Origin of the sequence: Desulfuromonas sp. DDH964 (genome assembly GCF_001611275.1) — a bacterium.
Lineage (GTDB): Bacteria > Desulfobacterota > Desulfuromonadia > Desulfuromonadales > DDH964 > DDH964.
The window spans coordinates 848151-875096 of record NZ_CP015080.1 but is presented as its reverse complement, the minus strand read 5'-3'; the positions used below and the strand labels follow the sequence as shown (position 1 = coordinate 875096).

Sequence of the window (26946 nt, the reverse complement as noted above, 5' to 3'; positions counted from 1 at the left end):
TCAAAACTGGTTTGCGTCAGCAAACATACTGAATCTGCAGCCGCTCGGCGACCGCCCGGTCGGTGGCGACCAGGGCGTCGGCACGGCCGACGGGGAGCGAGGAGTTGCCGATGGGGGCCATCAGCTTCTTCAGCTCCTGGTCCATCGCCAGGAAGTAGTTGACGATGTTCTGCGCCGCGCGGTCGACGTCGAAGCGGTGCACCAGCGCCGGCTCCTGGGTGGTAATGCCGACCGGACAGAGGCCGGTGTTGCAGGCGTTGCAGCGCCCCATCTCGTTGCCGACGCAGCCGGCCATCTGCAGGATCAGCTTGCCGGTGAAGACGCCGTTGGCGCCGAGGCAGATCATCTTGAAGGCGTCGGCGGCGAGATCGCCGGTCTTCCCCAGCCCCCCGGCGGCCCAGAGCGGAATCTGCCCCTGGCGCCCCTGGTTGACGGCGGCGAGGTAGCAGTCGCGCAGCTTGGAGACGATGGGGTGGCCGGTATGGTCGAGGGAGACCTCGTGGGCGGCACCGGTGCCACCGTCGATGCCGTCGACGAAGAAGCCGCCGACGATGTTGTAGGGGTCGCGCACCAGGTTGTTGAAGACGCTGACGCTGGTCGCCGAGGCCGCCACCTTGATTGCCACCGGCACCCGGAACTTGAAGGCGGCGTTGAAGGAGAGGAACATCTTCTGCACGCTCTCCTCGATGGAGTAGAGCCCCTGGTGGTTGGGGGGCGAGAGGAGGTCGGCCTTGGGGACGCCGCGGATCGCCTGGATATGCTCGGCCACTTTCTGCGCCATCAGCAGGCCGCCGTCACCGGGCTTGGCCCCCTGGCCGATCTTGATCAGCACCCCGGCGGGGTCCTCGATCATGTGCGGCATCGCCTTGGCGATCCGGTTCCAGCCGAAGTGGCCGGATGCGATCTGCAGAATCATGTACTTGAGATATTTCGATTTCAGCAGCTTGACCGGCACCCCCCCCTCGCCGGAGCACATCCGCACCGGCAGGCCGCACTCCTCGTTGAGGTAGGCAACCGCCATCGCCACCGCCTCCCACATCCGCCAGGAGAGGGCGCCGATCGACATGTCGCCGATTATCACCGGGTAGATCCAGTGCACCGGCGGGGTCTGGCCGTCCGCCTGCAGCAGCCCTTCGGGGCTCACCCCCAGTGGCAGCTTGCGCGACGGCAGGATACGCCCGAAGGGGGCGAGCATGTCGAAGGTGTGGCGCTGGGCGTCGAGGGAGGGGTCGGTCATCTGCGAAATGCGGCCGACCCGGAGCCGGTCGAGGGTGCGCGTGGTCCCCTCAAGGTTTTTGCGCCCGCCGCGCTTGATCGAGTCGCCACCGAGGCAGCGGGTGACGATGGGATGACGCGAGTCGACGTTGCGCACCGGACCGATGGCGTCGTTGGGGCAGACCTTTTCGCAGATGCCGCAACCGCGGCAGTAGTTCTTGATCGAATGGGCCTGGCGGATCACCGGCACCGCACTGAAGCGCTGCTTCGGCTCGGGAAAATCCCCCTCAGAAAAAACCATCCGACGCCGCTCGACCTTGGGAATAATGGCGCGGAAGGAACAGGCGGCGACGCAGGAGCCACAGAGGGTGCAGCGGCTGGCGTCGTAACGGATCTTCCACGGCAGGTCGTTGGCGGTGATGTCGTTCACTTTCATTGTTTCCATCTGTGCACCTCCAGACTGCTGTCGATCGCCACCACTTCGCGCTCGTGCGGGTAAATGTCGGTCTCCCAGTCACGGTCGGGGAGGATCTCGTTGACTCCGCAGACCTCGGAGGAGAAGACCACCATCTCCGCCGAACGGCCGATCACCACCGGCCGCAGCTTCTTGGCGTCGCAGCAGGTAAAGAGCGTATTGTCCGGCAACACACCGATAATCGTATTGGGGCCGTTGATCTCCAGGTGCGCCAGCGACTGGCGAATAGCCAGCAGCGAGGCCTGGTCTTCCCGCTTGCCGATCTCCTCGAAGGGGAGCGGGGTGATGACATGCTTGAAGTAGGAGAGGGGCCAGCCGAGCTCGCGGTGGACGTAGTGCAGGGTGTAGAGGAAGCACTGCGAATCGGATTCAAAGCCGATGTAGCCGCGATGCAGCTTGCGCTGGTATTCGACGTTTTTCAGGTAGAAGGTATTCTCGCCGTTGGCCAGCGCGGTGTACCCCTGCAGGAAGAAGGGGTGGGCGGCGTAGCGGACGATGTCATAGTTGGTATTCTGCCGGCACTGGGCGGTGATCACCTTGGCGGTGAACTTGGTGTCCGGCTCCCAGAGGTTGAAGTAGGTGCCGATATCCTTCGGGTCGCCGATCTCCTTGAGGGTCAGCACGTCGGGCCAGAAAGAATAGACGAAGCCGAGCTCGTCCTTCTCCAGCGCCTTGCGCAGCTTCAGGCGCATGTCGAGAAGGAGGTCCTCCTTCTCCTTGGCTTCCGCCTTCTTGTAGTGCTTCGGATAGTCGAAGGTCTCGAAGACGTAGTTGGGCATGGCGATGATATCGAGACCCGGCTGCTGACTGGTATCCGGCACCCACTGCAGCACGCGCTGAAAGCCGGCGGCATGCAGCATATCTTCAGCGATCTTCAGCCCTTCGTCGGTGCAGGCCAGCGACAGCGTGGGAAGATGCTTGTAGCCTTCGAAGATCCCGCCGAGGTCGTGCATGACCATGGCGAACCCCGAGTTGTCATGCCCTTTTTGCTGCGACTGCATAAGCAGCAGGGCCTGGCTCGGATGTACATAGTTAAGGCTCTTGATGGCGCCGATGCGACACATGGCCATTACCTCCACAAAGTTGATGTCCCGCGGATGAAACGCGCGGGCGGACAGATCTTTTGCAAACCTGGTACCAATTTCTCATCCCCTTCCCGGGCCCCACAATTTAATCACGCCATTAATGGATTTCCGCTATTTTTTCAATATGTTTTCGCTTACGTGCAGGCCTGTTCCGGGAACTCCCCCCCCCTCCCAGGAGCCGCCTAACCCGCGCCCAAAAACTCACTTGAGTACCTTTGGCACACAAAAAAGGCAGCGCCGCGCGGCGCTGCCTTTCAGCCCGATCTCTGACCGGATCAGATATTGTAACCCGCCTCGGAATGCGCGGATTGATCGAGGCCCATGACTTCCTCGTCTTTCTCGACCCGCAATCCCATGGTCGCCTTGAGGACCACCAGGAGCACGGCGGTCACGACCACAGCGTAGGCGCCGGCAGCCACCACGCCGATGATTTGGACCCAGAGCTGATGGCTATTGCCGGCCAGCAGGCCGCTGGCACCGACGCTGGCAAAGACCCCGGTCGCAAGGGCGCCGAAAGCGCCGCCGACCCCATGAACCCCGAAGGCATCCAGGGAATCATCGTAACCAAGTTTGTGCTTGAGCATCACCCCGCCGTAACAGACCCCCCCCGCGAGCAGACCCATCACCAGCGCCGCGGCTGGCGTGACGAACCCGGCCGCCGGCGTAATCACCACCAGCCCGGCGACCACCCCCGAGGCGGCGCCCAGGGCGCTCGGCTTGCCGGCTCTGATCCACTCGACCAGCATCCAGGAGAGGGCTCCCGCGGCGGCGGCCGTCTGCGTGGTGGTAAAGGCGAGGGCCGCACTTCCCCCGGCGCTGAGGGCACTGCCGGCATTAAAGCCAAACCAGCCGAACCAGAGCAGGCCGGCCCCGAGCAGGGTCATCGGCAGGTTATGCGGCGCCATCCGCTCGTGGGGGTACCCCTTGCGCTTGCCGAGAAAGAGGGTCAGAACCAGAGCGGAAATTCCCGAGGAGAGATGGACGACGGTCCCGCCGGCAAAATCGAGGGCACCCAGCGACAGCAGCCAGCCCCCTTCACCCCAGACCCAATGACAGAGCGGGTCGTAGACCAGGATTCCCCAGAGGAGAATAAAGACGCAGTAGGTCGAGAATTTCATCCGCTCGGCCACCGCCCCGGAGATCAGCGCCGGGGTAATGATGGCGAACATCCCCTGGAACATGACAAAGACGTAGGTCGGGATGGAGCCGGAGAGGGAATCGGGCGTGATGCCATTCAATAGCAGGTGGTCGAGGCCGCCGATAAAGGCGCCGGCACCGCCGAAGGCCAGGGTGTAACCGAGGACAACCCACTGCACGCCGATGATCGCCATCGCGGCAAAGGTGTGCATGGTCGTGGAGAGAACATTCTTCGAGCGCACCATTCCGCCATAGAAAAGGGCCAGGCCCGGTAACATCACCAGGACCAGGGCCGAGGAGACCAGCATCCAGGCGGTATCTCCCGCGCTCAGGAGATCCCCGGCAAAGGCCGGCAACGGGGCGAGCAGCAATCCGGCAAGCAGGAGTGGCAACGAAACCGATATTTTTTTCATGATCAGGCCTCCGCGTTGAAGTCAGGACGGCTGCACCCTTGCAGCAAACCTCCTCCCTCAACACTTCAGCAAGCGGCGTGCCACCACTGTTTCTCTTTAATTTTCGGATACCTGGAGATATTTACCGCCAGCCGGCCGGACCTGGTGCCCAATTTTTCGGCACAGCTGCCTGCCAGCCGGGCGGGAACGGCGGTGAGAGAATTGTCAGAACGGGCTGTTATAAGAGGAGCTCATCTATAGGAGGGGAGACCTTATGCTTTTTGGATACATCGTTGCCGCCTCGCTTGGCGCCCTGGCCGTGATTCTCGGTCTGGTCATTCACCACCTCTTGCAAGGGGACCCCGGCGAGCCGCGCCGCAAAGACCTTTAATTCGCCCTACCCCCGACAAATCGGCGAGCTGCCCCCGGCCTCCCTTGCGGCAGCGGCGGGAATTGCACTCGCTCACCAGCGGCTAACGGGAAGCGGATATCGCCATGCGCATCCTTTTGTTTGAAGACGACAGGGACACGCGCACCCTTTTCTGCATCTTCCTGCGCGGGAAGGGGTTTGAGGTGCATGAATTCGCCTCCCCTGCAACCTGCGCCCTGGTCTCAGCCGACCGATGCAAGTGTCCCGGGGAATTTGCCTGCGCCGATATCATCATCACCGACATGAGGATGACTTCGATGAACGGCCTGGAGCTGGTTCGCCACCAGCTGGAGATGGGGTGTCAGGTCCCGTCCGCCAACAAAGCGGTCCTCTCCGCCGCACTGACCCCGGAACAGGAGGACGAATTCCGCGCTCTGGGTTGTCGACTCCTGCGTAAACCAATAAAGCTGAACACCCTGCTCGACTGGATCAGGGACTGCGAGAAGAACATCCCCGCCGGCCGCAAACTTCTCCCCCTTGAAAAGCTCCAGGAAAGGGAAACCGATACCGCCTAGCCGGCGCAGGTCAATCTTCGACGGCACAGGGAACCGCAGAAAATGCAAAAAGCCCCCGTCGGCTCGACGGGGGCTTTTTGCATTACAGTTATATCGACCCGCCTAAAGCAGCGTCACCCAGCCGTGGGGGTCAGGAAGCCGCCCATACTGGATGCCGGTGAGGGTATTGAACAGCTTCATGGTCAATTCGCCGGCCGCGCCGCCACCCAGGGTCGCGGTGCGCTCGCGGTAGGTAAACTGGCCGACCGGTGAAACCACTGCCGCAGTACCGGTACCGAAGGCCTCGGTGAGCCGGCCGCTTTCCGCGCCGTCCAGGATCTCACCAATGGAGAGCGCCCGCTCTTCGACCTGGTAGCCCATCTCCTTGACCAGGGTAAGAATCGAGCGACGGGTAATGCCGTCGAGAATGGTCCCCTTAAGGGGCGAGGTAACCACCTTGCCGTCGTAGAGAAAGCAGATATTCATACTGCCCACTTCCTCGACATATTTGCGGTGTACCGCATCGAGCCAGAGCACCTGGTCAAAGCCATGCTCGGCAGCTTCCATCGACGCCCGCAGGCTGGCAGCGTAATTGCCGCCGGTTTTGGCCTCGCCGGTCCCACCCGGGGCCGAGCGGACATATTCATCACTGATCCAGATCTTCACCGGACTGAACCCGCCCTTGTAGTAGGCCCCCACCGGCGAGAGGATGACATAACAGAGGTAGGTATCGGCCGGCCGGACCCCGAGGTAGGGGTCGACGGCAATCATCGTCGGCCGGATGTAGAGGCTGGTCCCCTCGCTGCGCGGCACCCAACCCGACTCGAGCTTTACCAGCTGCTTGATGGCATCGAGGAAAAAACCGGGGTCGACCTGCGGCATGCACATCCGCTCGGCGCTGCGATTGAAGCGGGAGACGTTGTCGGCCGGGCGGAAGAGGGCAATGTTGCCGTCGGGACGGCGAAAGGCCTTCAGCCCTTCGAAAATCTCCTGGGCGTAATGCAATACCGCGGCCGCCGGGTCGAGGCTGAAAGGACCGTAGGGCTGGATGCGCGCCGTATGCCACCCTTTGCCGGTGGCATACTCCATGACCAGCATGCGATCGGTGAACTGCTTGCCGAAGGCAAGCTTCGATTCATCCGCGAGCGGGGGTTTGGGTGCGGTGACAGGCAGAATCTGCAGTTCCATGGGGCGACCTCCGGAGACAACAGGATGGGAGCAACGGGTCAGATTATTTAGCATACAACCACCCACCCTGGCAAGGAGCATTGAGCGCCAACGCGAAACGCCACCGGCGAGGGGCCGGAGGCGTTTCGAAGCGGAGTGGTGACGCGCAGAAGGTCAGCCGGGCTTTTTGTCTTTCTCGCCCGCGGCGAGACTCGCGTTGCCATAGAGGAGGTTGCGCATGTTGCTGACCTTTTCCTCGTCGTGAAAACGCCGCAGCAGCAGGTCGTACTCGGCACGGTCACCGAGGTCGTTGACGCGGTAACCTATGTCGCGCAGTTTCCAAAGATTTTCCATGACTATTCTCCTGATTTGGGGTTGAACCACCCTGGAGCAACCGGTCACCATGCTAGCACTCGAAAAACGTCCGTCAAGGTAATTTTTACCCGAAAAAGTATAACACCGTTCGCAACCAACCGCCGGTGGCATTGTCCACCACCATTAAACGTGGTAACAGTGGCAATCGGTCGTTCTAAACTCGCACCGGGAGCCGGAAATGAATTTTCAGGAATTGGTCCAGGCGCTAGGCACCCTTGAACTCGGAGAACGGGCGAGCCTAGCCGAAATCCGCCGTCGCTACCACCAGTTGGTGCGACGGCACCACCCCGACGCCGGGGGCGAAGATGCCGCGGCCATCCGCCGCGTCAATGCCGCTTACCAGCTGCTGACCAGCTACTGCCGCAATTATCGTTTCAGCTTCAGTCATGAGGAATTCCTCGAACAGTTTCCCGAAGAACGGCTGCGGGAACAGTTCAGCCAGGATCCGGTATGGGGCGGGGGGAACTCGGAGGGATGAGTGCTGAGTATCGGGCAGGGAATCAGGAGATCAGCTCGAAGAGCTGACTTTCATCGTTAAAGCTGAAGATTTCGCCGGTTTCAATAATGTAGTGCCACCCATAGATACTGAGCGTCCCCTTTTCGAAACGCTCCCTGACGTAGGGATAAGTCAGCAGGTTGCGCATCTGCACCAGGATATTCACCTGCTCCGTCAACCATTCCCGTTCTTCCGGCGAATTCCCGGTCATCAGCCGGTCGACCCGCCCCCGCACCTCCTTGGAAACATCGAGCCACTTGCGCACGTGGGGAAGATGCGACAGCTCGGCGGCACTGAGATTCATCGCCGCACAGCCGCCGCAGTTGGAATGGCCGCAGACGACGATGCTGTCGACCTTCAGGGCCTGCACCGCATACTCCACGGCCGAGGTGGTGGCGACATACTCCTCGGTTTTGCGGTAGGGCGGTACGATATTGGCAATATTGCGGACGATGAAGAGCTCGCCCGGATGGGTGTTGGTGATCAGGTTGGGAACCACCCGGGAATCGGAGCAACCGATGAAGAGGGTATGCGGCGCCTGGCTCCGCCCCAGCTGCTGGAAGAGCTCCTGGTGACCGGCAAAGTCCTCCTGGCGGAATTTCATGTAGCCCTTAAAGAGTCGTTCCATGGCGCATCCCGAACAGCTTTTTCAGTTTCGCTAAAATAATCCCTCCCGCTAAATACCCCAGCGCATCCAATCTTGGCAACAAAAAACCACCGCCCGCACCCGGGCGCCCCGGGGTAGATTTGAGTCACGCCCTCAAGGGTTCTTGCGCAACAGGGCCAACTCTTCCTCCTGGCGATGCACCAGCTCGTGCAGGCGCCGGTTCTCGCGGATCAGCTCCAGATAATTCAAGGCGCTGCGAATGGCGCTCTTCATGTCCTCGTTATCCCAGGGCTTGGTGAAAAAGCGGTAAATTTCCCCCTCGTTGATGGCGCGGATGATGAACTCGGGGTCGGCATGCCCGGTGAGGATAAACCGCATCGTCTCCGGATGGCGCTGGCGTACCAGCTTGAGAAATTCCAGACCGCTCATCCCCGGCATCTTTTCGTCGGAGATGATCAGATCGACCGGCTCCTCAAGGAGAATCTCCATCGCCTCGGTCGCCGATGACGCCGTTACCAGATCGAACCCCTCCCGTCGCAGCAGGCGAATCAGGGAATTGCGGACGTTCTCCTCGTCATCGACGATCATGATCTTGTAAGCCATACCTTCCTCCTTGAGTCATTCCGGATTCAGCCGGCGGCCGCCCGTTGCAGCGGGAGCTCGACGACCATGCAGGTTCCCTTGCCCGGCAGCGACCGGACCCGCAGCCGGCCGCCGTGGCGTTGCACGATTTCATAGGTCAGCGAGAGACCGAGACCGGTCCCCTCGCCGGGGCGCTTGGTGGTAAAGAAGGGATCGAGAATGCGTTTGCGCAGCTGGGCCGGAATGCCGCACCCGGTATCGGCGACAATCACCCGCACCTTGTCCTTGAGCGCCCGGCTGCGCAAGCGCACCACCCCCTTGGTCTCGATCGCCTGGGCGGCGTTGACCAGCAGGTTGAGAAAGACCTGGGAGAGCCGGTTGGGGGCACAGAGGACCGGTGGCAGCTCGGCCAGCTCCTTCTTGACCTCGGTCTTGTACTTGAGCTGGTTCCAGGCGATGGTCAGGGCACTCTCCAGAGCCTTGTTGACATCGGCCGACACCATCTCCCAATTGTCCTGGCGGGAGAAAACCTTGAGGTCGAGGACGATCTTGCTGACACGGGCGATCCCCTGCCGGCTCTCCCCGACCAGCTTGGGGATATCGTCGAGCAGAAAATCAAGGTCAAGATCCTCCAGCGCCCGCCGCAGTTCGGCGAGCTGAGCCTGCGGATCCCGTCCGGCGGCGAAGACGGCCAGAGTGTCGTGGCTCACCCGCAGGTAGCGGTTGAGGTCGGTGAAATAGTCCCCCAGGGTTTCCAGGTTGGAATTGATAAAGCCGATCGGGTTGTTGATTTCGTGGGCCACTCCCGCGGCAACGACCCCGAGCGAAGCCATCTTTTCCTGGGAGATTAGCCGGTCCCGAGTCTCCCGCAACTGCCGGTTCGACTGCTCGAGATTGGCGGTGGTCTGGACCAGCCGGGAATGGGCCGCCTGCAGTTCGGAATGGCGCTGTTCGAGCTCCAGGGTGCGCTCCCGCACCTTGGCCTCCAGGGTCACGGAATATTCCTCGACGATCTCCTTTGATTTGCGCAGATCCCGGGTCAGGCGGGCATTCTCGGTAGCGATCGCCAGGAAACTGACCAGCGCCTTGTAGATCTCGAAATCCTCCGGGTCAAAGGCACGCTGTCCCGGCTCGCGGCTTACCCCCATCACCCCGATCGGCCGGTTGCCGACCACCAGCGGCGCGACCATTGCCGGAAACTCCCGGTCGAGGCAGAGCGGCGTGCCGTCTTCCATCACCTGCCGCGCCAGCTGGACCACGGCCCGGGTTTCGCTCCCCTGGCCACCATAGAGGAGGAGCTTGCGCCCCTGCTCCTGGCGCAGCCAGAGCTGCACCCGGCAATGAAAAAGCTGGCCGAGAGTTTCGCGGGCCAGCGCGATCAGGTCATCGAACTGCAGGGTAGCGGTGACCGCCATGCCGACCTGGTTGACGAGATCGAGACGCTGGACCCGTTCCTCCAGGCGGCGGATCAGCTCCCGGTTGGAGCGGATCAGGCCGTAACTGGCGAGGGCCTTGTCGATGGAGTTGCTGAGCAGGACCGGATCGAGGGGCTTGGTGATGTAATCGTAGGCCCCCTTCTTGATCGCCTCGACCGCCGAATCGAGGCTCGCATAGGCGGTCATGATGACCACCGGCAGGTCGGGACGCAGCTGGTGAATCCGCGGCAACAGGTCGAGGCCGTTATGGTCGGGGAGGATCAGGTCGAGCAGGACGGTGCTGAATTCCTGGCTGGCGATGACCTGCAGGCACTCCTCCCCGCACTTAGCCGTCTGCACCGCAAGGCCGTTGCGGACCAGCAGATCTTCCGCCATGTTCCGCAACAGCCGGTCGTCATCCACCACCAGGACCTTGTCCACGCCCGTCAACTCCTCAAAATTATTCGACTTCACTGGAGTTTCCCGCGCAGAAGACCGATTGTCAAGCAGCCGCGGGCCGAATCCTTTCCGATATATTAAAAGGCCTTGTAACTGCGGCTGCCATCATGATATTTTTTCTGTTTCACAACTTTTGCCCCGAAAGCTTTCACCATGAATCTCGACCAGCTCCTGGGCCAGATCAATCGACCGTCCCGTTACCTCGGCGGTGAGCGCGGCAGTGTGCACAAACCGGAAGCGCAGGTCGACCTCCACTTTGCCCTCGCCTTCCCCGATGTCTACGAAGTCGGCATGAGCCATCTCGGCTTTGCCATCCTCTACCACATTCTCAACGGCCTCGACGACATTGCCGCCGAGCGGGTCTACGCCCCCTGGCCCGACATGGAGGGCCACCTGCGTGAAACCGGCGCACCGCTGGTCTCTCTCGAAAGCGAGCGACCGCTGGCCAGCTTCGACATCGTCGGCTTTACCCTGCAGTACGAACTCTCTTACAGCAATATCCTCAACATGCTGCAACTCGGCGGCATCCCCCTGCGCCGCGAGCAGCGCGGCGCCGCGGATCCGCTGATCGTCGTCGGCGGCCCCTGCGCCTTCAACCCCGAGCCGCTCGCCGATTTCATCGATTGCGCCGTCATCGGTGACGGTGAGGAGGCGGTGGTCGAGCTTTGCGCCGCCCTGCGCACCTCCCGTGCCGCGGGCGAGGATCGACCCGCCCTCTACCGGCGCCTGGCGCAGATCGAGGGGCTCTACCTGCCGGCCCTGTTTGACGTCGACTACCAGCCAGATGGCAGCATCAAGGCGATCCAGCCGCAGCAACCGGGCTACGCAACGGTCCGCCGCCGTTTTCTCGCCGACCTCGACGCCGTCCCCTACCCGACGGCGCCGATCGTTCCCTTCATGAACACCGTCCACGACCGGGTCGCGGTGGAGATCGCCCGCGGTTGTACCCGTGGCTGCCGTTTCTGCCAGGCCGGCTACATCTACCGGCCGGTGCGCGAGCGTGCACCGCAGCGCATTGCCGATGTGATCGAGGCCTCCCTCGCCAGCTCCGGCTACGAGGAGGTCTCGCTCCTCTCCCTCTCCACCGGCGACTACAGCTGCATCGAACCGCTCCTCAAGGGGCTGATGGATCGCTACGCGGCGGAGAAGGTGGCGATCTCCTTCCCGAGCCTGCGGGTCGGCTCCCTGACCCCCGAGCTGATGGAGGAGATCAAAAAAGTGCGCAAGACCGGCTTCACCCTCGCCCCGGAGGCGGGGAGCGAGCGGCTGCGCAACGTCATCAACAAGGGGATCAGCGAGGACGACCTGCTCGCGACCGCCCAGAGCGCCTTCGGCCTCGGCTGGCGGATCCTCAAGCTCTACTTCATGCTCGGCCTGCCGACCGAAACCGACGCCGACCTGGCGGCGATTATCGATCTCGCGGCCCGGGTCAAGCGCAGCGGCAAGGGGACCGAAGGGGGCGCCGACGTTAACGTCGCGGTCTCCACTTTCGTCCCCAAGGCGCACACCCCCTTTCAGTGGGAGGCGCAGCTCGGCATCGAGGAGACCTTGCGCCGCCAGGTGCTGCTGCGCGACGGGTTGCGCCAGAAGAAGTTGCGGCTCAAGTGGCACGAGGCGGAACTCTCCTTCATGGAGGGGGTCTTTGCCCGCGGCGACCGGCGCCTCGCCCCGGTGCTGGAACGGGCCCAGCAGCTCGGCTGCCGTTTCGACGGCTGGCGCGACCATTTCCGCTTCGAGCTCTGGCAGCAGGCGTTTGCCGACTGCGGGATCGACCCGTCCTGGTACCTGCGGGAGCGGGATGAGGCCGAAGTTCTCCCCTGGGACCACATCGACTGCGGTATCCCCAAGGACTTCTTTGTCCGCGAACGCCGCCGCGCCAGGGAACTGGCTTACACCCCCGACTGCCGGGGAGGAGACTGCAGCGGCTGCGGAGTCTGTGACTTCGAGGCGTTGCGCATGCGCCTGGTCGAGCATGGCGAACTGCTGCTCCCCCCCGCCCCACCGGCACAGCCGGCCGGCGATGAGGAACGTTACAAAATCCGGCTACGGCTGCGCAAGGACGGCAAGGCGCGCTTTGTCGGCCACCTCGAGTTCATGACCGTGATCCACCGCGCCGCGCGCCGCGCCCGGTTGCCAGTCCGTTTTTCCGGTGGCTTTCACCCCCAGCCCCGCATCTCCTTTCCCGATGCCCTGCCGACCGGAGTGGCGAGCGATGCCGAGATCATCGACATCGAACTCTTCCAGCCCCTCACGGCCCAGGCCGTGGTCGAGGGGCTCAACGCCGAGCTGCCGCAGGGCTTCCGGATTCTCGAAGGTGCGGCTCTCCATTGGCAGACCCCGTCCCCCTCTGTTAGCATTAGGGAAGTTGTTTACCGGGTCCTGCTCCCCGCTTCGGCGCCGCAAGACCTTGCCGCCCGGGTGGCGACGTTCCTCGCCGCCACCAGCCTGCCGGTGACGCGCAGCAAGGGACACAAGACCGTCACCGTCGATTTGCGTCCCGAGGTTCTCGACCTGGTACTCGAAAAGGATGTCCTCTGGCTGCACCTGCGCAAGGGGAGTCCGGCGCTACTCGCCGCCCACCTGCTCGGCATCACCAGCGAGGCAGCCCGGTCGCTGGAAATCCGCAAGACGGCGGCGCTGCTGGGGGATTGAACGGCAAAATCGTCTCTCACTCGCTCCTTGCTTGCAGTCGCTAGAGGGCACAGAGGTCACAGAGGAATATCCGCCCCCAAAAGCCTGGGTTGCTCCGTCTCCTCTGTGATCTCAAGTGAGCAAAGCGAACGAGTGAGAGCCGCATAATCGAATTTTTCCGCTTTCGCGGTTTTCTTTTTACATCTTTCAAGAATCCGGAGGTTATATGGCCAAGGAACTGGTCATCAACACGACCTCCCACGAGACCCGCGTTGCGCTGCTGGAGGCCGGCCACATTGCCGAGCTTTACATCGAGCGCAGCCGGGAGCGCGGGATCGTCGGCAACATTTACCAGGGGAAGGTGATCCGGGTGCTGCCCGGGATGCAGGCGGCTTTCGTCGATATCGGCCTGGAGAAGGCGGCGTTTCTCTACGTCGCCGATGTCCATGACGAGATGGAAGCGGTGGAGCAGTTTGTCGAGGGCGCCAGCCAGCACGCCAAACCGGCCGAGGGGGGGGACGAGGAGCGGCAGCTGCCGCCGATCGAGGACCTGCTCCAGGAGGGGCAGGAGATCCTGGTCCAGGTCGCCAAGGAACCCCTCGGCACCAAGGGAGCCCGCATCACCTCCCACATCTCCCTCCCCGGCCGGCACTTGGTCTACATGCCGACCGTCGACCATGTCGGCATCTCGCGGCGCATTGAGCTCGAGGAGGAGAAAAATCGCCTGCGCGAGCTGATCGAAGCGATCCGCCCGCCGGGTACCGGCTTCATCGTCCGCACCGCCGCAGAGGGGAAGAGCGAAGAAGATTTGCGCGCCGACATGGAATTTCTCGTCGGCCTCTGGCGCGAAATCGTCCGCCGCCGTGAAAACTGCGGCGCTCCGGCGCTGATCCATTCCGATCTCGACGTCACCAGCAAGGTGCTGCGCGACATCCTCACCGAGGATGTCGCCCGCATCGTCGTCGACACCCGCGAGGAGTATGCCAAGATCGTCGGCTTTTTAAGCACCTTCATGCCCAAGCTCAAGTATGCCCTCGAACTGCACGACGGCGACGAGCCGATCTTCGACAACTTCGGCCTCGAGGTGGAGATCTCCCGGGCCCTCGGGCGCAAGGTCTGGCTGAAGAGCGGCGGCTACATCATCATCGAGCAGACCGAGGCGCTGACCGCCGTCGACGTCAACACCGGGCGTTTTGTCGGCAAACACAACCTCGAGGACACCATCCTCAAGACCAACCTCGAGGCGGTCAAGGAGATCGCCTACCAGCTACGGCTGCGCAACATCGGCGGGCTGATCATCATCGACTTCATCGACATGGAGAAGGAAGCGCACCGCGAAAAGGTCCATTCCGCCCTCGAAGAGGCGCTCAAGAGCGACAAGAGCAAGACCAACATCCTCAAGATCTCCGAGCTCGGCCTGGTCGAGATGACCCGCAAGCGGGTGCGGGAGAGCATCGGCCGCACCCTCTGCGAGCCCTGCCCCTACTGCGAGGGGAAAGGGTACGTCAAGAGCCGCACCACCATGGTCTACGAGATCTTCCGTGAGCTGTGCCGGGAGCTGCGCGACCTCCCCGGTTACCGGGTCACCCTCCTCACCCACCCCGACGTCGCCGCTCTCCTCTCCGACGAGGAGCACCCCGGCATCGAGGAGATCGAGCGCCAGTTCGAAAAACAGATCGCCATCAATGCCCGCCCCAACTTTCACATCGAGCAGTTCGAGATCATGCTCGGCTGAAGGGGACGGACAAACAATCCCGACAGAAACCTTGATTGGACAACAGCAGCGGGGGCGGCCGAAATGGCCGCCCCCGCTCTTTTTCCCCTGCTGATCCGGCCTGCCAGCATGTCCCGTTCAGACCGGCACCAGCAGCAGCGGACGACTGGTTTTAGCCTGCACCGCCCCGGCGACGCTGTTGGCCCAGAACGCCTTGGCGCCCGCCTTGCCGTGGGTAGCCATGACGATCAGGTCGGCAGCGCCGGCGCTGGCCGCCTCGGCGATCACCACCGGCACCTTGCCGGCACGGAGTTCGGCACTGGCGGTGATCCCCTCGGCTGCGGCCCGTGCCAGGGCGGCATCGAGAAATTGTCGCAGACCTTGCTGCGCCAGTTCCTGGAGTTTTTGCGAGGAGGCCGGCAGAAACCGGGAGAGGGTTGCTTCGGTCCCGGCCAGGGACGGCAGCGTGGCGACGATCGACAGCAGCTGCAGGCAGGCGCCGGCGGCGGCGGCCAGTTCCATGGCGAGGTCGAGACCGGCGCCATGTTCGGCCCGGCCGTCGAGGGGTACCAGGATCTGCTGCAGGGAAAAGATGTCCTCACGACCGCTGCTGTCAGGACGCACCAGCAGCAGCGGGGTCTGGCCGAGTTCCACCACCTGCTGGGCGAGGCTGCCGCGCATGCGCCGGGCAAGCCCGGCCGGACCATGGGTGCACATGACGATCAGGTCGGGACGAAGTTCCTGTTGGTGGGCGGCAATGCCGGCGGCGACGTCGACGACGGCGGTGGCGTGGACGTGGCAGTCGATGCGCAGTCCCGCCACCTGCAACCGCTGCTGCAGGCGCTGCAGGTAGGCCGCGGCCGCGGTCGCTTCGGTCAGGTGCGGTTCGCCATGGATCAGCTCTGCGGCGTCCTCTTCGATGACATGCATCAGGGTGATCCGGGCATCCAGCGCCAGCGCCAGCGCCTGGGCCACGGGGAGGGCCGCTTCGGCCAGGGTCGAGCCGTCAAGGGGGACCAGAAGATGTTGAATCATGGTCGTCAGGCTCCCAGGAAAGTCTGCCAGAGCAGATAGAGATTCAGGGCAATGACCAGCAACGCCACCCCCCAGGCGAGGAGGTTGGTCGGCCGGCTATTGACCAGGTCTCCCATCAGGTCGCGCCGCTGGCAGAAGAGGATCAGCGGCAGGACGGCGAAGGGGAGACCAAAGCTTAACACCACCTGGCTGATGACCAGGGTGCGGGTCGGGTCGAAGCCGAGGAAGATGATCACCAGGGAGGGGACGATGGTGATCAGGCGCCGCAGCCAGATCGGAATCTGCCGCTTCAGAAATCCCTGCATGATCACCTGCCCGGCCATGGTGCCGACGGTGGTGGAGGCGAGGCCGGCGGCGAGGAGCGAAATGGCGAAGACCCAGCCGGCGGCGGCGCCGAGGAGCGGCTCCAGGGTGCGGTGGGCCTCTTCGATGGTGGCAATGTGACTGTAGCCGGCGCGGTGAAAGGTAGCGGCCGCCATCATCAGCATCGCCGCGTTGACAAAGCCGGCGATCGACATGGCGATCGTCACGTCGACGATCTGGAAGCGAAAGAGGCCCCGTTTCTGCACCGGGTCGGTCACGACGATGCGTCCCTGGGTCAGCGAAGAGTGCAGGAAGATCACGTGCGGCATCACCGTGGCGCCGAGGATCCCCGCCGCCAGCAGCACGCTTTCGGCCCCGGCGAAGCGCGGCGTCACCGCATGGAAAATCACCAGCGACCAGTCCGGCTTGTCGAGAAAGGTCTCGATCACGTAACAGACTGCGATCACCCCGAGCAGGGCGGTGATAACCGCCTCTAGGGGGCGGAAGCCGCGGGACTGCAGGGCGAGGATCAGGAAGGTGATGACCGCGGTGAGCAGCCCGGCGATCCCGAGCGGCATGCCGAAGAGAAGGTTGAGGCCTACCGCGGCGCCGATGAATTCGGCGAGGTCGGTGGCCATCGCCACCAGCTCCATGACGACCCACATCCCCCACACCACCGGCCGGGGGAAATGGAGCCGGCAGAGCTCGGCAAGGTTGTACCCGGTGGCGATGCCGACCTTGGCGGCGAGAATTTGGACCAGCATCGCCATCAGGTTGCAGGCGACGACGACCCAGAGCAGGGTGTAGCCGAACTTGGCGCCCCCCTCGATGTTGGTGGCGAAGTTGCCGGGATCGACATAGGCGATGCTGGCGATGAAGGCGGGACCGAGGAAGGGGAGGAGCCGCGCCATTCCGCGCCGCGGCCCGGCCCCGGTGAGAACCCTGGTGGCGGCGGCGACGGTACGGACGTCGCCGGGGGCAGGCTGGGGCGCTGGAGGACGGTCGTTCATTGGTCGTCTATCCCGTAAATCTGTCAATTCTGTTTCTTGCCACCGCTGGGCGCCAGGTCTTTTCCGCACCGTAACAGCTCTGCAAGTTCACCACATTTGGCGCCGTAATACCACCTGCCACCATGATATTATTCTTCGCGCAGGTACCCGGCCGGCTTCTGCCCCAGCGCCCGCCAGGTGCCGGAGAGGCCGAGCAGCAGGGTCAGGCCGATGCCGGCACCGAGCGTTGCCAGTACCGTGGTCACCGGCAGCTGAAAGGGGGTCTCCATCAACCCCTGGAGGATGCCCCAGGCGGCGAGACTGCCGACCACCGCGGCGATCGCCCCGGCGGCCAGCCCCAGCAGCAGAAATTCGGCGGCAAAGGCGGCCAGCAGGTCGCGCCGGGTTGCGCCGCAGACCTTGAAGATCACCGCGGCATGGATGCGCCGGTGCTGGTCAGCGGAAAGTGCGCCGGCCAGTACCAGGAAGCCGCTCAGGAGCGCCACGGCGGCCACGGCGCGAAACGCCATGGCCAGCCGGCCCAGGGTGCGGGCGACATTGGCCAGCACCTCGCGCACGGTGACCGCCGAAATATTGGGAAAGCGGTCGGTGACCGCCCGGTAGACCCGGGCTTCGTCGGCCGCCGCCAGGTAGGCGGTGGCGATATAGGTCTGGGGTGCCCCTTCCAGGACCCCGGGCGAGAAGAGGAGGGCGAAGTTGAGATCGAGGGTCGACCAGTCGACCTCGCGCAGGCTCGCGATGCGGGCGGTTATCTCGCGGCCGAGCAGGCTGACGGTCAGTTCGTCGCCAACGGTGACGCCGAAACCGCTGGCGAGATCGGCGGTCAGCGACAGCTGCGGCGGCCCCTGGTAAGCGGCCGGCCACCAACTCCCGGCCACCAGCCGGGTCTGCGCCGGCATCGCTGCCGTGTAGCTCAGCCAGCGGTCGCCGCGCACCGCCCACTCGACATTGGGGGCGATATTCGCCGCCTCGACCGGTACCCCCTTGATCGCGACGATCCGTCCGCGCAGAGTCGGGAAGCGTTCACTGCGCCGCACGCCCGGCAGGGTTTCCATGAGTTCGGAGAAGGCCGGCACCTGGTCGGGCTGGAGGTCGAAAAAGAAGAAGGCCGGCGCCTCCGCCGGCAGGGTTTCGTCCACCAGCCGGGTGAGGTTGGCCTGGACCAGGGCGAGGATCACCAGTGCCGTCAAACCGAGACCGAGGGAAAAGATGGCGCTCGCAGCCGGTGAGCCGCGGCGGTGAATATTGCCGAGAGCGAGGCGCAAAAAGGGGCGTTTGGGCCGCGGCGCCAGGCGCGAGGCAGCGACCACCAGCAGCGCCAGGCCCCGAAAAAGGAGAAAGCAGAGCGCGGCGCCGGCCAGAAACCAGAGCGCCAGACGCCGGTCGGCGCTGCTCGCCACCGCCACCGCGACCAGTGCCAGAGCGACCCCTCCGGTTAGCAGGCGGATCCCGCTCCCGCTCCCCGACGCCACCTCGCCGGCATAGCCACGGAAGAGCATCGCCGGCGACACCCGACGGGCCGCCGCCAGGGGACCAAGACTGAAAAGGAGGGCGACCAGCAGGCCGCAAAGGGCGGCGGTGACGAGCGGGAGAGGATAAAAGCCGGGCTGCAGCGGCAGCGGCAGGGCCGCGCCGGCCAGGGTCACGGCGAGCCAGGGGACCGCTGCGGCGAGGAGGAGCCCGGCACCGGCACCGAGCGCACCGAGGAACAGCACCTGCACCAGGTAGCCGGCAAAGATGGTGCGGCCGCTGGCGCCGAGACACTTCATGGTCGCGATATGGTAGACCTTGCCGGCAAGGTAGCCCCGGACCGCGCCGGCGACACCGACCCCGCCTATGAGGAGGGCACAAAGCCCGACCAGGCTGAGGTTGACGCTAAGCCGGTCGAGAATCCGCCGCACCCGCGGCGCCGCCTCGCGCCAGATGTGAATCCGCCATCCCGCCCGGGGATAGGCGGCCTGCAGGCGGCTGCGCACGTCTTCGGCACTTCCCCCCGGCGCCAGGCGCAACCGGTAATTGTAGGTCACCAGACTTCCCGGCTGCAGCAGGCCGCTCGCCGCCAGCGCGGTGCGACTCACCAGCAGCCGCGGCCCGAGGTTGAACCCGCGCAGGCTCCGGTCCGGCTCACGGGTCAGCACCCCGACCAGCCGCAGGCGGATCGCGCCGAGCTGCAGCTCATCCCCCACCGCAAGCTGCAGCCGTTGCAGCAGCGCCGCCTCGCCGAGGGCGCCGAAGAGCCCGTCCGCCTCCCTCTGCAGAGCGCTGGCGAGGGGCTGGGGCGGTGCACTCTCAACGCTGCCATAGAGGGGATAATTGCCGTCGACCGCCTTTATCTCGACCAGGGCCCGGGCCGGGTTGCCGATCGCCCGCGCCATGGAACGCAGGGTGGAGACCTCCGAGACTGAACCGGCGCTGCGCAGCCACTCCAGCTGGTCCGGGTCGAGTTCCCGCTGCGCCCGGTGGACTTCGAGATCGCCGCCAAGCAGGGCCCGGGCATCGTTGAGGAGCCCCTGGCGTGCGCTTGCCGAGAAGGTGCCGATGGCGGCGATGGCAAAGACCCCGAGAAAGAGACAGCCGAGGAAGACCCCGAAGCCGTGCAGACCACCGCGCAACTCCCGCCGCGCCAGTCGCCAGGCCTGGGGAAGGAGGGCCGGGTCTGTCATCGGCTTTTCCCGGGGCCGGCCAGCAGGACCCCGTCGCGCATCAGCAGGCGCCGGCTGCAGCGCTCCGCCAGGGCCGGGTCGTGGGTCACCAGCAGCAGCGTCGTGCCCTGCTCCGCCTGCAGGGCGAAGAGGAGCTCCATGACCCGGGCACCGGTTTCGGCGTCGAGATTGCCGGTCGGTTCGTCGGCCAGCAAAAGCGCCGGGCGCGCGACAAAGGCCCTTGCCAGGGCGACCCGCTGCTGCTCGCCGCCGGAGAGCTGCCCCGGGTAGTGGTGGCGGCGCGCCGCAAGGCCGACGCTGGCAAGGGCCGCCGCCGCCTGTTCGGCGGCATCGGGGATACCGGCGAACTCGAGGGGGAGCGCGATATTCTCGGCGGCGGTCATCGTCGCCACCAGGTGAAAGGATTGGAAAACAATGCCGACATGACGCCGCCGAAAGCGGGCCAGGGCGTCTTCGTCGAGCCCGGTGATATCGACTCCGGCGATGCGGATGCGTCCGGCGCTCACCTGCTCCAGGCCGGCAATCGCCATCAGCAGGGTGGTCTTGCCCGCCCCCGAGGTGCCGGCGACGCTGAGGGTCTCCCCGGCCGCGAGCTGCAGGTCGATCCCGCGCAGGATATTGACCCGGCCGCTGCCGCCGACTAGACTCAGATGCAGATCATCAATTGCAACCAGGGGATTCCCCATGCCGGTTCCTTTCCTTCTGCTGCTGCTTCTTCTTCTCTTCGCGCCAGCCCCGGCCCAGTCCGCGACGCCGCCTTTTCGCCTCACCGTCCTCGGTGACAGCCTCGTCGCCGGCTACGGGCTGGACGCCGCCGATGCCTTCCCGGCCCAGCTGGAACGGGCCCTGCGCGAGCAGGGTTGCCGGGTCGCCGTGAGCAACGCCGGGGTTTCCGGCGACACCACCGCGGGGGGGCGCGCCCGGCTCGACTGGGTGCTCGCCGAGCCACCAAAGCTGGTGATCGTCGAACTGGGAGCCAACGATGCGCTGCGGGGGCTCCCCCCGCAAGCGGCGGCCGACAACCTCGGCGCCATCCTCGCCCGCCTGCGCGAGCGGGGCATTCCGGCCCTGCTCGCCGGCATGCGCGCCCCGCGCAACCTCGGCGCAGAGTATTATACCAAGTTCGACGCCCTTTACCCCCAGCTTGCGGAGCGCTTTCAGGTCCCTCTCTATCCCTTTTTCCTGGAAGGGGTCACTGGGGTGGCAGAGCTGAACCAGGAGGACGGCATCCACCCGAACCGCCGGGGAGTGGCGGAGATCGTGCGGCGGATGCTGCCCTTGGTGACAACCACTCTCGGACCGGGAGTGTGTCCATAGGTCCTATGCGACCCATACGACCTATGATCAAGACCAAAAAGAATTTTCCCTTGACAGGTCCTGGACCCAGGGTCTAGACTGCGGCGTTCAAGATTCAGATAATGCACAGAGAGTGAGGTGAAGCGGTATGTACGCGGTGATCAAGACCGGAGGGAAGCAGTACAAAGTTTCCGAAGGAGACCTGGTAAAGGTCGAGAAGATCGAAGGCACGGTAGGTGATGCCATCGAGTTGAACGAGGTCCTCATGGTCGGCGGAGAAGAGGTTAAAATCGGAGCACCTCTATTGCCGGGCGCGAAAGTCAAGGCGCAGATCGTCGAGCAGGACAAGGACAAGAAGATCCTTGTTTTCCACTCGAAACGGCGCAAGGGCTATCGCAAGAAGTATGGACACCGTCAACCCATCACCCGCCTGAAGATTACAGGCATCGAAGCTTAAGGAGGCATCCCATGGCACACAAAAAAGCTGGCGGCAGTACCCGCAACGGCCGCGATAGCGCCGGCAAGCGCCTGGGCGTAAAGCGCTTCGGTGGTCAGCAGGTCACTGCCGGCTCGATTCTGGTGCGGCAACGGGGCACCACGTTTCACCCGGGCAATAATGTCGGCTGCGGCAAGGACTACACCTTGTTCGCCCTGGTCGACGGCGTCGTCAAGTTCGAACGCAAGGACAAGACCCGCCAGAAAATCAGTGTTTACCCCGCCTGAGGGCGCGGGCTTCATTCTGATAAAAAGCCCGGGGTTCGCAGTGCGAGCCCCGGGCTTTTTGTTGAACCCCGGCAACCGTGATCCAGGCTCGAACTCCTGACCGGACATCTTTTCCCAGGACCCTTATGCGTTTCGTCGATGAAGTCAAGATCAACGTCAAGGCCGGCGACGGCGGCCGCGGCTGCGTTTCCTTCCGCCGCGAGAAGTTCGTCCCCTTAGGCGGCCCCGACGGCGGTGACGGCGGTGACGGCGGCAGCGTCTGGTTCAGCGTCGATCCCGGGCTCGGCACCCTGCTCGATTTTCGCTACAAGGTCCACTACAAGGCGCAGAGCGGCGGCCACGGCATGGGAAGCAACCGCCACGGCAAAAACGGCGACGACCTTGAGATCCGGGTGCCGCCGGGAACCCTGGTCTATGACTTCGAAAGTGGTGAACTGCTTGCCGACCTGACGGAACCCGGCCAGCGCCTCAAGCTGCTCGCCGGCGGGCGCGGCGGCCAGGGAAATGCGCGTTTCACCACCAGCACCAACCGCGCCCCGCGCTTCGCCCAGCCCGGCCTCCCCGGCGCCGAACGGGTCCTGCGCCTCGAGCTCAAGCTCCTCGCCGATGTCGGCCTGGTCGGGCTTCCCAACGCCGGCAAGTCGACGCTGATCGCCGCGGTCTCCGCGGCACGGCCGAAGATCGCCGATTACCCCTTCACCACCCTGGTCCCCAACCTCGGCGTGGTGCGCTACGGCGGCTACAAGAGTTTCGTCATGGCCGACATTCCCGGCCTGATCGCCGGGGCGAGCGAAGGGCACGGCCTCGGGACGCGCTTTCTGCGCCACATCGAGCGCACCGACCTCTTTCTCCACCTGGTCGACCTCTCGGGAATGCAGCAGGGCGATCCGCTGGAAAACTTCGCCACCATCAACCGTGAGCTCGAACGGCACAACGCCGAGCTGCTCGCCAAGCCGCAGTTCGTCGTCTTTACCAAGGCGGACATTCCGGAAGTCCGCAGCGCGGCCGGGGAGCTGAAACCCTGGTTCGAGGAGCGGGGGTACCGGACCTTTCTCCTCTCCGCCGTCACCGGTGACGGCACCGCGCCCCTGGTCGAAGCGGTCGGCGCGGAACTGGAGAACCGGCGGAAAGCCGCGCCCACCGCAGCAGAGCCCTGGGTGCCTTGACAAGCCCCCCCACCGGAGTTAAGATTTCGGCCGGTTTTGCTTAAAATACGGCCACTTCCGCGAAAGCTTCTGGCAATGCGCAAAAACCTGCTCTCCCATGTTCGCCGGGTCGTCGTCAAGGTCGGCAGCGGCGTCATCTCCGGGCCGGAAGGCCTTGACGAGGGGATGCTCGCCACCCTCTCCCACGACCTCTCCGAGCTGATCCGCCGCGGTTACGAGGTGGTGCTGGTCTCTTCCGGCGCCGTAGCCGCCGGCAAGGGTGCCCTCGGCATCAGCGGGCGACCGGCGACCATTCCCCTCAAGCAGGCGGCGGCGGCGATCGGTCAGAGCCGGATGATGCACGCCTACCAGGGGGCCTTCGGCCAGGCCGGCCACACCGTCGCCCAGGTCCTGCTGACCCGCGACGACCTCGCCAACCGTCGGCGCTATCTCAACGCCCGCAATACCCTGATGACCCTGCTCGACTTCAAGGTCGTGCCGATCATCAATGAGAACGACACCGTGGTGGTCGATGAAATCCGCTTCGGCGACAACGACAACCTCTCGGCGATGGTGACCAACCTTGTCGAGGCGAACCTGCTGGTGATCCTTTCCGACGTGAACGGCCTCTATGATCGGGACCCCAACCTGCACCCCGACGCCAAACTGATCCCGCTGGTCGAACGGATTGGCGAGGAGATCGAAGCCGCCGCCGGCGACACCGGCACCGACCACGGCACCGGCGGCATGGCGACCAAGATCAAGGCGGCCAAGCGCGCCACCCTCTACGGCGTCGGTACCGCCATTGTCAACGGCCGCACTCCCGGCGTCCTGCAACGCCTTTTCGACGGCGAAGAGCTCGGCACCTATTTTCTGCCGGCCCGCGACCGGATGGCGGCGAAGAAGCACTGGATCGCCTTCACCAAGAAGCCGCGCGGCAAACTGCTCCTCGACGACGGCGCCAAGCGCGCCCTGGTGGAACGGGGCAAGAGCCTGCTCCCTTCCGGCATCCAGGGGGTTGAGGGGGGATTCGATCGCGGTGACGCGGTGCGCATCTGCGATCTCGCCGGCGAGGAGTTCGCGATCGGCGTCATCAACTATGCCCTCGCCGAACTGCTGCGCATCATGGGCAAGAAGACCTCGGAAATCGAGGGGGTGCTCGGCTACAAGTACTACGACGAAGTCATCCACCGCGACAACCTCGTCCTGAAAAAATAGGCAAAGCCAACGGAAGTCAAAGGAGTTTGCGCATGAACCTACGCGAAACGATGCTCGCCCTGGCGCAGGAGGCGAATGCGGCCGCCCGGGTTATGGCCAACCTTTCGACGACGGTCAAGAATGAGCTGCTGGAACGGATGGCGGCAGCCCTCGAGGCGCGCAGCGCCGAGCTGCTGGCGGCCAACGAGCTCGACCTGAGCGCTGCCCGTGATCGCGGCATGGCGCCGGCCATGGTCGACCGCCTCACCCTCGATGCGGACCGCATCCGGGCGATGGCGGACGGCCTGCGCGAAGTCGCCCTCCTCCCCGACCCGGTCGGCGAAGTGACCGGCATGTGGCGGCGCCCCAACGGCATCCAGGTCGGCCGCATGCGCATCCCGCTGGGGGTGATCGGCATCATCTATGAGTCGCGCCCCAACGTCACCGCCGATGCCGCCGGGCTCTGCCTGAAGAGCGGCAACGCCGTGGTGCTGCGCGGCGGCTCCGAGGCGCTCCACTCCAACAGCGCCATCGGCAGCGTGCTGAAGGGGGAACTGGCCCGGCTCGGCCTGCCACCGGCCGCCCTGCAGGTGGTCGCCACCAGCGACCGCGAGGCGGTCCTCGAACTCCTCAAGCTCGAAGAGGAGATCGACCTGATCATCCCCCGCGGCGGTGAAAGCCTGATCCGCTTCGTCAGCGAGCACTCGCGGATTCCGGTGATCAAGCACTACAAGGGGGTCTGCCACACCTTCATCGACGCCAGCGCCGACTACGCCATGGCCGAGGAGATCTGCGTCAACGCCAAGGTACAGCGCCCGGGCGTCTGCAACGCGATGGAGACCCTCCTCATCCACAAGGACATCGCCGAGACCTTTGTGCCACTCATTGCCGCCACCCTGCGGGCCAAGGGGGTGGAGCTGCGCGGCTGCCCGATCACCCGGGAGTTCGCCCCGGATGTGGCGGCTGCCAGCGCTGGCGACTGGGGGATGGAATTCCTCGACCTGATCCTGGCGGTCAAGGTCGTCGACGATCTCGACGAGGCGATCGCCCATATCCAGCGCTACGGTTCGCTGCATACCGAGGTGATCGTCACCGGTGACTACCGCAACTCGCAGCGCTTCCTGCGCGAGGTCAATTCGAGCGTGGTCATGGTCAACGCCTCGTCGCGCTTCTCCGATGGCAACCAGTTGGGACTCGGCGCCGAAATCGGCATCTCCACCACCAAACTCCACTCCTTCGGCCCGATGGGGCTGGAGGATCTGACCACCCGCAAATTCGTGGTCTTCGGCGACGGACAGATTCGATCGTAACGCGCCACGAGCGCCGAGGTGCGAGAACTCTCCCCCTCCTGGCTCGTGGCCCATCGCTCATCGCTGGCCCTATGCGCATCGGCATCTTTGGCGGCACCTTCAACCCGATTCACCTCGCGCACCTGCGCGTCGCCGAAGAGGTGCGCGAAGTCTGCGCCCTCGATCGGGTAATGTTCCTCCCCGCGGCAACGCCGCCGCACAAGTCGGTGGCTGAAGAAGTCCCCTTTGCCGAACGCCTGGCGATGGTCGAGGCGGCGATTGCCGACCATCCCGACTTCTTCGCCTCCGACCTCGAGGGGAGGCGCCTCGGCAAGAGCTTCTCCGTCGATACCCTGGAGATCCTCCGGCGCGAGCAGCCAAGCGATGAGTTCTTCTTCCTCATCGGCATGGACTCCTTTCGCGACCTCCCGACCTGGCGCGACTACCGCCGGCTCTTCAGCCTGGCCCATATCGTCGTTGCGCCGCGTCCCGGGGTGAACAGCGAACAACCGCAGGAGCTGCTCCCCGTTGCCATGCGCGACCAGTTCTGCTATGATGCGACGTCAAAAACCTGGCGGCATGCAGGCGGTACTTCGCTGATTTTCCTGGCGGAAACCTACCTCGACATTTCCTCGACGCGGATTCGCCAGCTGGTCGCCGCCGGCCGCTCGATCCGCTATCTCGTTCCGCCCGCCGTGGCGGAGCATATCCGACACCGGGGGTTCTATCGCCCCCTGGAAAGGTAACGCCGTTGCTGTCCAAAGACCGCGCCCTGCTGGCCGCCGATTTCGCCCTCGACAAGAAGGCCTTCAATCTTCGCATTCTCGAGGTCAAAGAGCTCTCCTCCCTGACCGATTACCTGCTGCTCGCCTCCGGACGCTCGGACCGGCAGGTGCAGGCGATCGCCGAGGGGGTGCGCCTCGGCCTCAAAAACGACCATGCCACGGCGCCGCTGGCGGTGGAAGGGATGAACGAGGGGCGCTGGGTGCTGCTCGATTACGGCGACGTCATGGTCCATATCTTTCAGGAGCCGGTCCGGGAGTTTTATGACCTCGACGGTCTTTGGAGCGAGGCGCCGACGGTGCCGGTTCCGGAACCGGAAGGCGCCGCGGCGCCGCGCTGATGCGCCTGACGCTCTACTGCATCGGCAGGCTCTCCGAGCCCTGGCTGCAGGCCGGGGTCGCCGAGTACGCCGGTCGGATCGGGCGCTACCTTGGCTTTACCGAGGTGGAACTCAAAGAAGAGAAGGGGGGCCGCAAGCACGACCAGCGGCTGATCCGCGAACACGAAGGGGAGCGATTGCTGGCGCGACTGCCGGCGAAGGCCTTCACCATCGTCCTCGACGAAGGGGGGCGCCAGTTCAGCTCGGAGATGCTGGCCGACCTGCTCGGCAAACAGATGCTGGACGGGACCGGTGAGGTGGCGCTGGTGATCGGCGGCGCCTACGGGCTGAGTGATGCAGTGAAGGCGCGGGCTGACCTGCTCCTCTCCCTCTCCGCCCTGACCCTGACCCACCAGATGGCCCGTCTGCTCCTTTGCGAGCAGCTCTACCGCGGGCTGACGATTCTGCGCAACGAACCCTACCACAACCGCTGACCATGCGCGGCAAGG

At 64.5% G+C, this 26946-nt stretch carries 25 protein-coding genes and 1 pseudogene; 13 read left to right on the top strand and 13 right to left on the bottom strand.

Features of this window, described 5'->3' with window-relative positions; all coding sequences use genetic code 11:
* Positions 1-16: 16 nt before the first annotated feature.
* From DBW_RS03930 to DBW_RS03920, 3 genes are all read right to left on the bottom strand, one after another.
* The gene (locus DBW_RS03930) at positions 17-1660 is read right to left on the bottom strand and encodes a glutamate synthase-related protein (protein ID WP_066724531.1); all 1644 of its coding nucleotides are present in this window, start codon (positions 1658-1660) and stop codon (positions 17-19) included.
* Positions 1648-2754 (bottom strand): class II glutamine amidotransferase, encoded by a 1107-nt coding sequence (locus DBW_RS03925; RefSeq protein WP_066724529.1) that lies wholly within the window; start codon positions 2752-2754, stop codon positions 1648-1650. The genes DBW_RS03930 and DBW_RS03925 overlap by 13 nt, the downstream gene beginning before the upstream one ends.
* Positions 2755-3050: 296 nt before the next feature.
* Entirely contained in the window at positions 3051-4325 is a 1275-nt protein-coding gene (locus tag DBW_RS03920) for an ammonium transporter (RefSeq protein ID WP_066724527.1), read from the bottom strand.
* A gap of 474 nt (positions 4326-4799) precedes the next feature.
* Between DBW_RS03920 and DBW_RS03915 the strand changes: the two genes are divergently transcribed.
* A complete protein-coding gene (locus tag DBW_RS03915; RefSeq protein WP_066724525.1) occupies positions 4800-5249 on the top strand; it encodes a response regulator in 450 nt (149 codons plus the stop codon).
* A 102-nt stretch (positions 5250-5351) separates the two neighbouring features.
* Here the strand turns inward: DBW_RS03915 and DBW_RS03910 are convergent, their stop codons facing one another.
* Together DBW_RS03910 and DBW_RS03905 are read right to left on the bottom strand one after the other, a co-directional pair.
* Complete coding sequence (locus tag DBW_RS03910; RefSeq protein WP_066724522.1) at positions 5352-6416, bottom strand: branched-chain amino acid aminotransferase; 1065 nt, start codon at positions 6414-6416, stop codon at positions 5352-5354.
* 153 nt (positions 6417-6569) lie between these two features.
* Positions 6570-6749 carry a hypothetical protein gene (locus DBW_RS03905; RefSeq protein WP_066724519.1) on the bottom strand — a complete coding sequence of 60 codons (180 nt, stop codon included), beginning with the start codon at positions 6747-6749 and terminating at the stop codon, positions 6570-6572.
* Positions 6750-6948: 199 nt separating this feature from the next.
* Between DBW_RS03905 and DBW_RS03900 the strand changes: the two genes are divergently transcribed.
* A complete protein-coding gene (locus DBW_RS03900; protein ID WP_066724517.1) occupies positions 6949-7248 on the top strand; it encodes a J domain-containing protein in 300 nt (99 codons plus the stop codon).
* A 22-nt stretch (positions 7249-7270) separates the two neighbouring features.
* On the opposite strand, the gene DBW_RS03895 is transcribed toward DBW_RS03900, so the two are convergent.
* The 4 genes and pseudogenes from DBW_RS03895 to DBW_RS19245 form a co-directional block, all read right to left on the bottom strand.
* Positions 7271-7894: a carbonic anhydrase gene (locus DBW_RS03895; protein WP_066724515.1), complete on the bottom strand. Its 624-nt coding sequence runs from the start codon at positions 7892-7894 to the stop codon at positions 7271-7273.
* 132 nt (positions 7895-8026) lie between these two features.
* Entirely contained in the window at positions 8027-8476 is a 450-nt protein-coding gene (locus DBW_RS03890) for a response regulator (RefSeq protein WP_066724512.1), read from the bottom strand.
* Between the two features lie 26 nt (positions 8477-8502).
* Positions 8503-8958: a sensor histidine kinase gene (locus DBW_RS19250; RefSeq protein ID WP_442856864.1), complete on the bottom strand. Its 456-nt coding sequence runs from the start codon at positions 8956-8958 to the stop codon at positions 8503-8505.
* A gap of 1026 nt (positions 8959-9984) precedes the next feature.
* Positions 9985-10293 (bottom strand): annotated as a pseudogene (locus tag DBW_RS19245) (response regulator); the annotation flags it as partial.
* A gap of 189 nt (positions 10294-10482) precedes the next feature.
* On the opposite strand from DBW_RS19245, the gene DBW_RS03880 reads away from it, so the two are divergent.
* Together DBW_RS03880 and DBW_RS03875 are read left to right on the top strand one after the other, a co-directional pair.
* Positions 10483-12981, top strand: a complete 2499-nt coding sequence (locus DBW_RS03880; protein ID WP_066724506.1) for a TIGR03960 family B12-binding radical SAM protein — start codon at positions 10483-10485, stop codon at positions 12979-12981.
* 205 nt (positions 12982-13186) lie between these two features.
* On the top strand, positions 13187-14695 hold the full coding sequence (locus tag DBW_RS03875) for an Rne/Rng family ribonuclease (protein ID WP_066724503.1): 1509 nt from the start codon (positions 13187-13189) through the stop codon (positions 14693-14695).
* A gap of 117 nt (positions 14696-14812) precedes the next feature.
* Here the strand turns inward: DBW_RS03875 and DBW_RS03870 are convergent, their stop codons facing one another.
* The 4 genes from DBW_RS03870 to DBW_RS03855 form a co-directional block, all read right to left on the bottom strand.
* Positions 14813-15709, bottom strand: a complete 897-nt coding sequence (locus tag DBW_RS03870; RefSeq protein WP_066724501.1) for a universal stress protein — start codon at positions 15707-15709, stop codon at positions 14813-14815.
* Positions 15710-15714: 5 nt separating this feature from the next.
* A complete protein-coding gene (locus DBW_RS03865) occupies positions 15715-17022 on the bottom strand; it encodes an Nramp family divalent metal transporter (RefSeq protein WP_066724498.1) in 1308 nt (435 codons plus the stop codon).
* A 128-nt stretch (positions 17023-17150) separates the two neighbouring features.
* Complete coding sequence (locus DBW_RS03860) at positions 17151-19685, bottom strand: ABC transporter permease (RefSeq protein WP_066724494.1); 2535 nt, start codon at positions 19683-19685, stop codon at positions 17151-17153.
* Complete coding sequence (locus tag DBW_RS03855) at positions 19682-20371, bottom strand: ABC transporter ATP-binding protein (RefSeq protein WP_066724493.1); 690 nt, start codon at positions 20369-20371, stop codon at positions 19682-19684. The genes DBW_RS03860 and DBW_RS03855 overlap by 4 nt, the downstream gene beginning before the upstream one ends.
* On the opposite strand from DBW_RS03855, the gene DBW_RS03850 reads away from it, so the two are divergent.
* The 9 genes from DBW_RS03850 to rlmH all read left to right on the top strand — a co-directional run bounded on the left by DBW_RS03850 (position 20370) and on the right by rlmH (position 26931).
* Entirely contained in the window at positions 20370-21002 is a 633-nt protein-coding gene (locus tag DBW_RS03850) for an arylesterase (protein ID WP_066724492.1), read from the top strand. The two genes, DBW_RS03855 and DBW_RS03850, sit on opposite strands and share 2 nt — an antisense overlap.
* Before the next feature lie 127 nt (positions 21003-21129).
* Positions 21130-21438, top strand: a complete 309-nt coding sequence (rplU, locus tag DBW_RS03845; protein WP_066724491.1) for a 50S ribosomal protein L21 — start codon at positions 21130-21132, stop codon at positions 21436-21438.
* 11 nt (positions 21439-21449) lie between these two features.
* Entirely contained in the window at positions 21450-21704 is a 255-nt protein-coding gene (rpmA, locus tag DBW_RS03840) for a 50S ribosomal protein L27 (protein WP_066724484.1), read from the top strand.
* A 125-nt stretch (positions 21705-21829) separates the two neighbouring features.
* Positions 21830-22870, top strand: a complete 1041-nt coding sequence (gene obgE, locus DBW_RS03835) for a GTPase ObgE (RefSeq protein ID WP_066724480.1) — start codon at positions 21830-21832, stop codon at positions 22868-22870.
* Between the two features lie 75 nt (positions 22871-22945).
* Positions 22946-24067 carry a glutamate 5-kinase gene (proB, locus tag DBW_RS03830; protein WP_066724477.1) on the top strand — a complete coding sequence of 374 codons (1122 nt, stop codon included), beginning with the start codon at positions 22946-22948 and terminating at the stop codon, positions 24065-24067.
* Positions 24068-24099: 32 nt separating this feature from the next.
* Positions 24100-25356 carry a glutamate-5-semialdehyde dehydrogenase gene (locus tag DBW_RS03825; protein WP_066724475.1) on the top strand — a complete coding sequence of 419 codons (1257 nt, stop codon included), beginning with the start codon at positions 24100-24102 and terminating at the stop codon, positions 25354-25356.
* A gap of 71 nt (positions 25357-25427) precedes the next feature.
* The gene (gene nadD, locus DBW_RS03820) at positions 25428-26081 is read left to right on the top strand and encodes a nicotinate-nucleotide adenylyltransferase (protein WP_066724473.1); all 654 of its coding nucleotides are present in this window, start codon (positions 25428-25430) and stop codon (positions 26079-26081) included.
* Positions 26082-26086: 5 nt separating this feature from the next.
* A complete protein-coding gene (gene rsfS / locus DBW_RS03815; protein ID WP_066724470.1) occupies positions 26087-26458 on the top strand; it encodes a ribosome silencing factor in 372 nt (123 codons plus the stop codon).
* Complete coding sequence (gene rlmH / locus DBW_RS03810) at positions 26458-26931, top strand: 23S rRNA (pseudouridine(1915)-N(3))-methyltransferase RlmH (RefSeq protein ID WP_066724467.1); 474 nt, start codon at positions 26458-26460, stop codon at positions 26929-26931. Before rsfS ends, rlmH begins: the two co-directional genes overlap by 1 nt.
* Positions 26932-26946: the final 15 nt, after the last annotated feature.

What these genes read in the sequence shown, in the direction of transcription:
- DBW_RS03930 (WP_066724531.1), bottom strand. Translation starts at nt 1,660, where the DNA reads ATGGAAACAATGAAAGTGAACGACATCACCGCCAACGACCTGCCGTGG.
- DBW_RS03925 (WP_066724529.1), bottom strand. Translation starts at nt 2,754, where the DNA reads ATGTGTCGCATCGGCGCCATCAAGAGCCTTAACTATGTACATCCGAGC.
- DBW_RS03920 (WP_066724527.1), bottom strand. Translation starts at nt 4,325, where the DNA reads ATGAAAAAAATATCGGTTTCGTTGCCACTCCTGCTTGCCGGATTGCTG.
- DBW_RS03915 (WP_066724525.1), top strand. Translation starts at nt 4,800, where the DNA reads ATGCGCATCCTTTTGTTTGAAGACGACAGGGACACGCGCACCCTTTTC.
- DBW_RS03910 (WP_066724522.1), bottom strand. Translation starts at nt 6,416, where the DNA reads ATGGAACTGCAGATTCTGCCTGTCACCGCACCCAAACCCCCGCTCGCG.
- DBW_RS03905 (WP_066724519.1), bottom strand. Translation starts at nt 6,749, where the DNA reads ATGGAAAATCTTTGGAAACTGCGCGACATAGGTTACCGCGTCAACGAC.
- DBW_RS03900 (WP_066724517.1), top strand. Translation starts at nt 6,949, where the DNA reads ATGAATTTTCAGGAATTGGTCCAGGCGCTAGGCACCCTTGAACTCGGA.
- DBW_RS03895 (WP_066724515.1), bottom strand. Translation starts at nt 7,894, where the DNA reads ATGGAACGACTCTTTAAGGGCTACATGAAATTCCGCCAGGAGGACTTT.
- DBW_RS03890 (WP_066724512.1), bottom strand. Translation starts at nt 8,476, where the DNA reads ATGGCTTACAAGATCATGATCGTCGATGACGAGGAGAACGTCCGCAAT.
- DBW_RS19250 (WP_442856864.1), bottom strand. Translation starts at nt 8,958, where the DNA reads ATGGTGTCGGCCGATGTCAACAAGGCTCTGGAGAGTGCCCTGACCATC.
- DBW_RS03880 (WP_066724506.1), top strand. Translation starts at nt 10,483, where the DNA reads ATGAATCTCGACCAGCTCCTGGGCCAGATCAATCGACCGTCCCGTTAC.
- DBW_RS03875 (WP_066724503.1), top strand. Translation starts at nt 13,187, where the DNA reads ATGGCCAAGGAACTGGTCATCAACACGACCTCCCACGAGACCCGCGTT.
- DBW_RS03870 (WP_066724501.1), bottom strand. Translation starts at nt 15,709, where the DNA reads ATGATTCAACATCTTCTGGTCCCCCTTGACGGCTCGACCCTGGCCGAA.
- DBW_RS03865 (WP_066724498.1), bottom strand. Translation starts at nt 17,022, where the DNA reads ATGAACGACCGTCCTCCAGCGCCCCAGCCTGCCCCCGGCGACGTCCGT.
- DBW_RS03860 (WP_066724494.1), bottom strand. Translation starts at nt 19,685, where the DNA reads ATGACAGACCCGGCCCTCCTTCCCCAGGCCTGGCGACTGGCGCGGCGG.
- DBW_RS03850 (WP_066724492.1), top strand. Translation starts at nt 20,370, where the DNA reads ATGCCGGTTCCTTTCCTTCTGCTGCTGCTTCTTCTTCTCTTCGCGCCA.
- DBW_RS03855 (WP_066724493.1), bottom strand. Translation starts at nt 20,371, where the DNA reads ATGGGGAATCCCCTGGTTGCAATTGATGATCTGCATCTGAGTCTAGTC.
- rplU (WP_066724491.1), top strand. Translation starts at nt 21,130, where the DNA reads ATGTACGCGGTGATCAAGACCGGAGGGAAGCAGTACAAAGTTTCCGAA.
- rpmA (WP_066724484.1), top strand. Translation starts at nt 21,450, where the DNA reads ATGGCACACAAAAAAGCTGGCGGCAGTACCCGCAACGGCCGCGATAGC.
- obgE (WP_066724480.1), top strand. Translation starts at nt 21,830, where the DNA reads ATGCGTTTCGTCGATGAAGTCAAGATCAACGTCAAGGCCGGCGACGGC.
- proB (WP_066724477.1), top strand. Translation starts at nt 22,946, where the DNA reads ATGCGCAAAAACCTGCTCTCCCATGTTCGCCGGGTCGTCGTCAAGGTC.
- DBW_RS03825 (WP_066724475.1), top strand. Translation starts at nt 24,100, where the DNA reads ATGAACCTACGCGAAACGATGCTCGCCCTGGCGCAGGAGGCGAATGCG.
- nadD (WP_066724473.1), top strand. Translation starts at nt 25,428, where the DNA reads ATGCGCATCGGCATCTTTGGCGGCACCTTCAACCCGATTCACCTCGCG.
- rlmH (WP_066724467.1), top strand. Translation starts at nt 26,458, where the DNA reads ATGCGCCTGACGCTCTACTGCATCGGCAGGCTCTCCGAGCCCTGGCTG.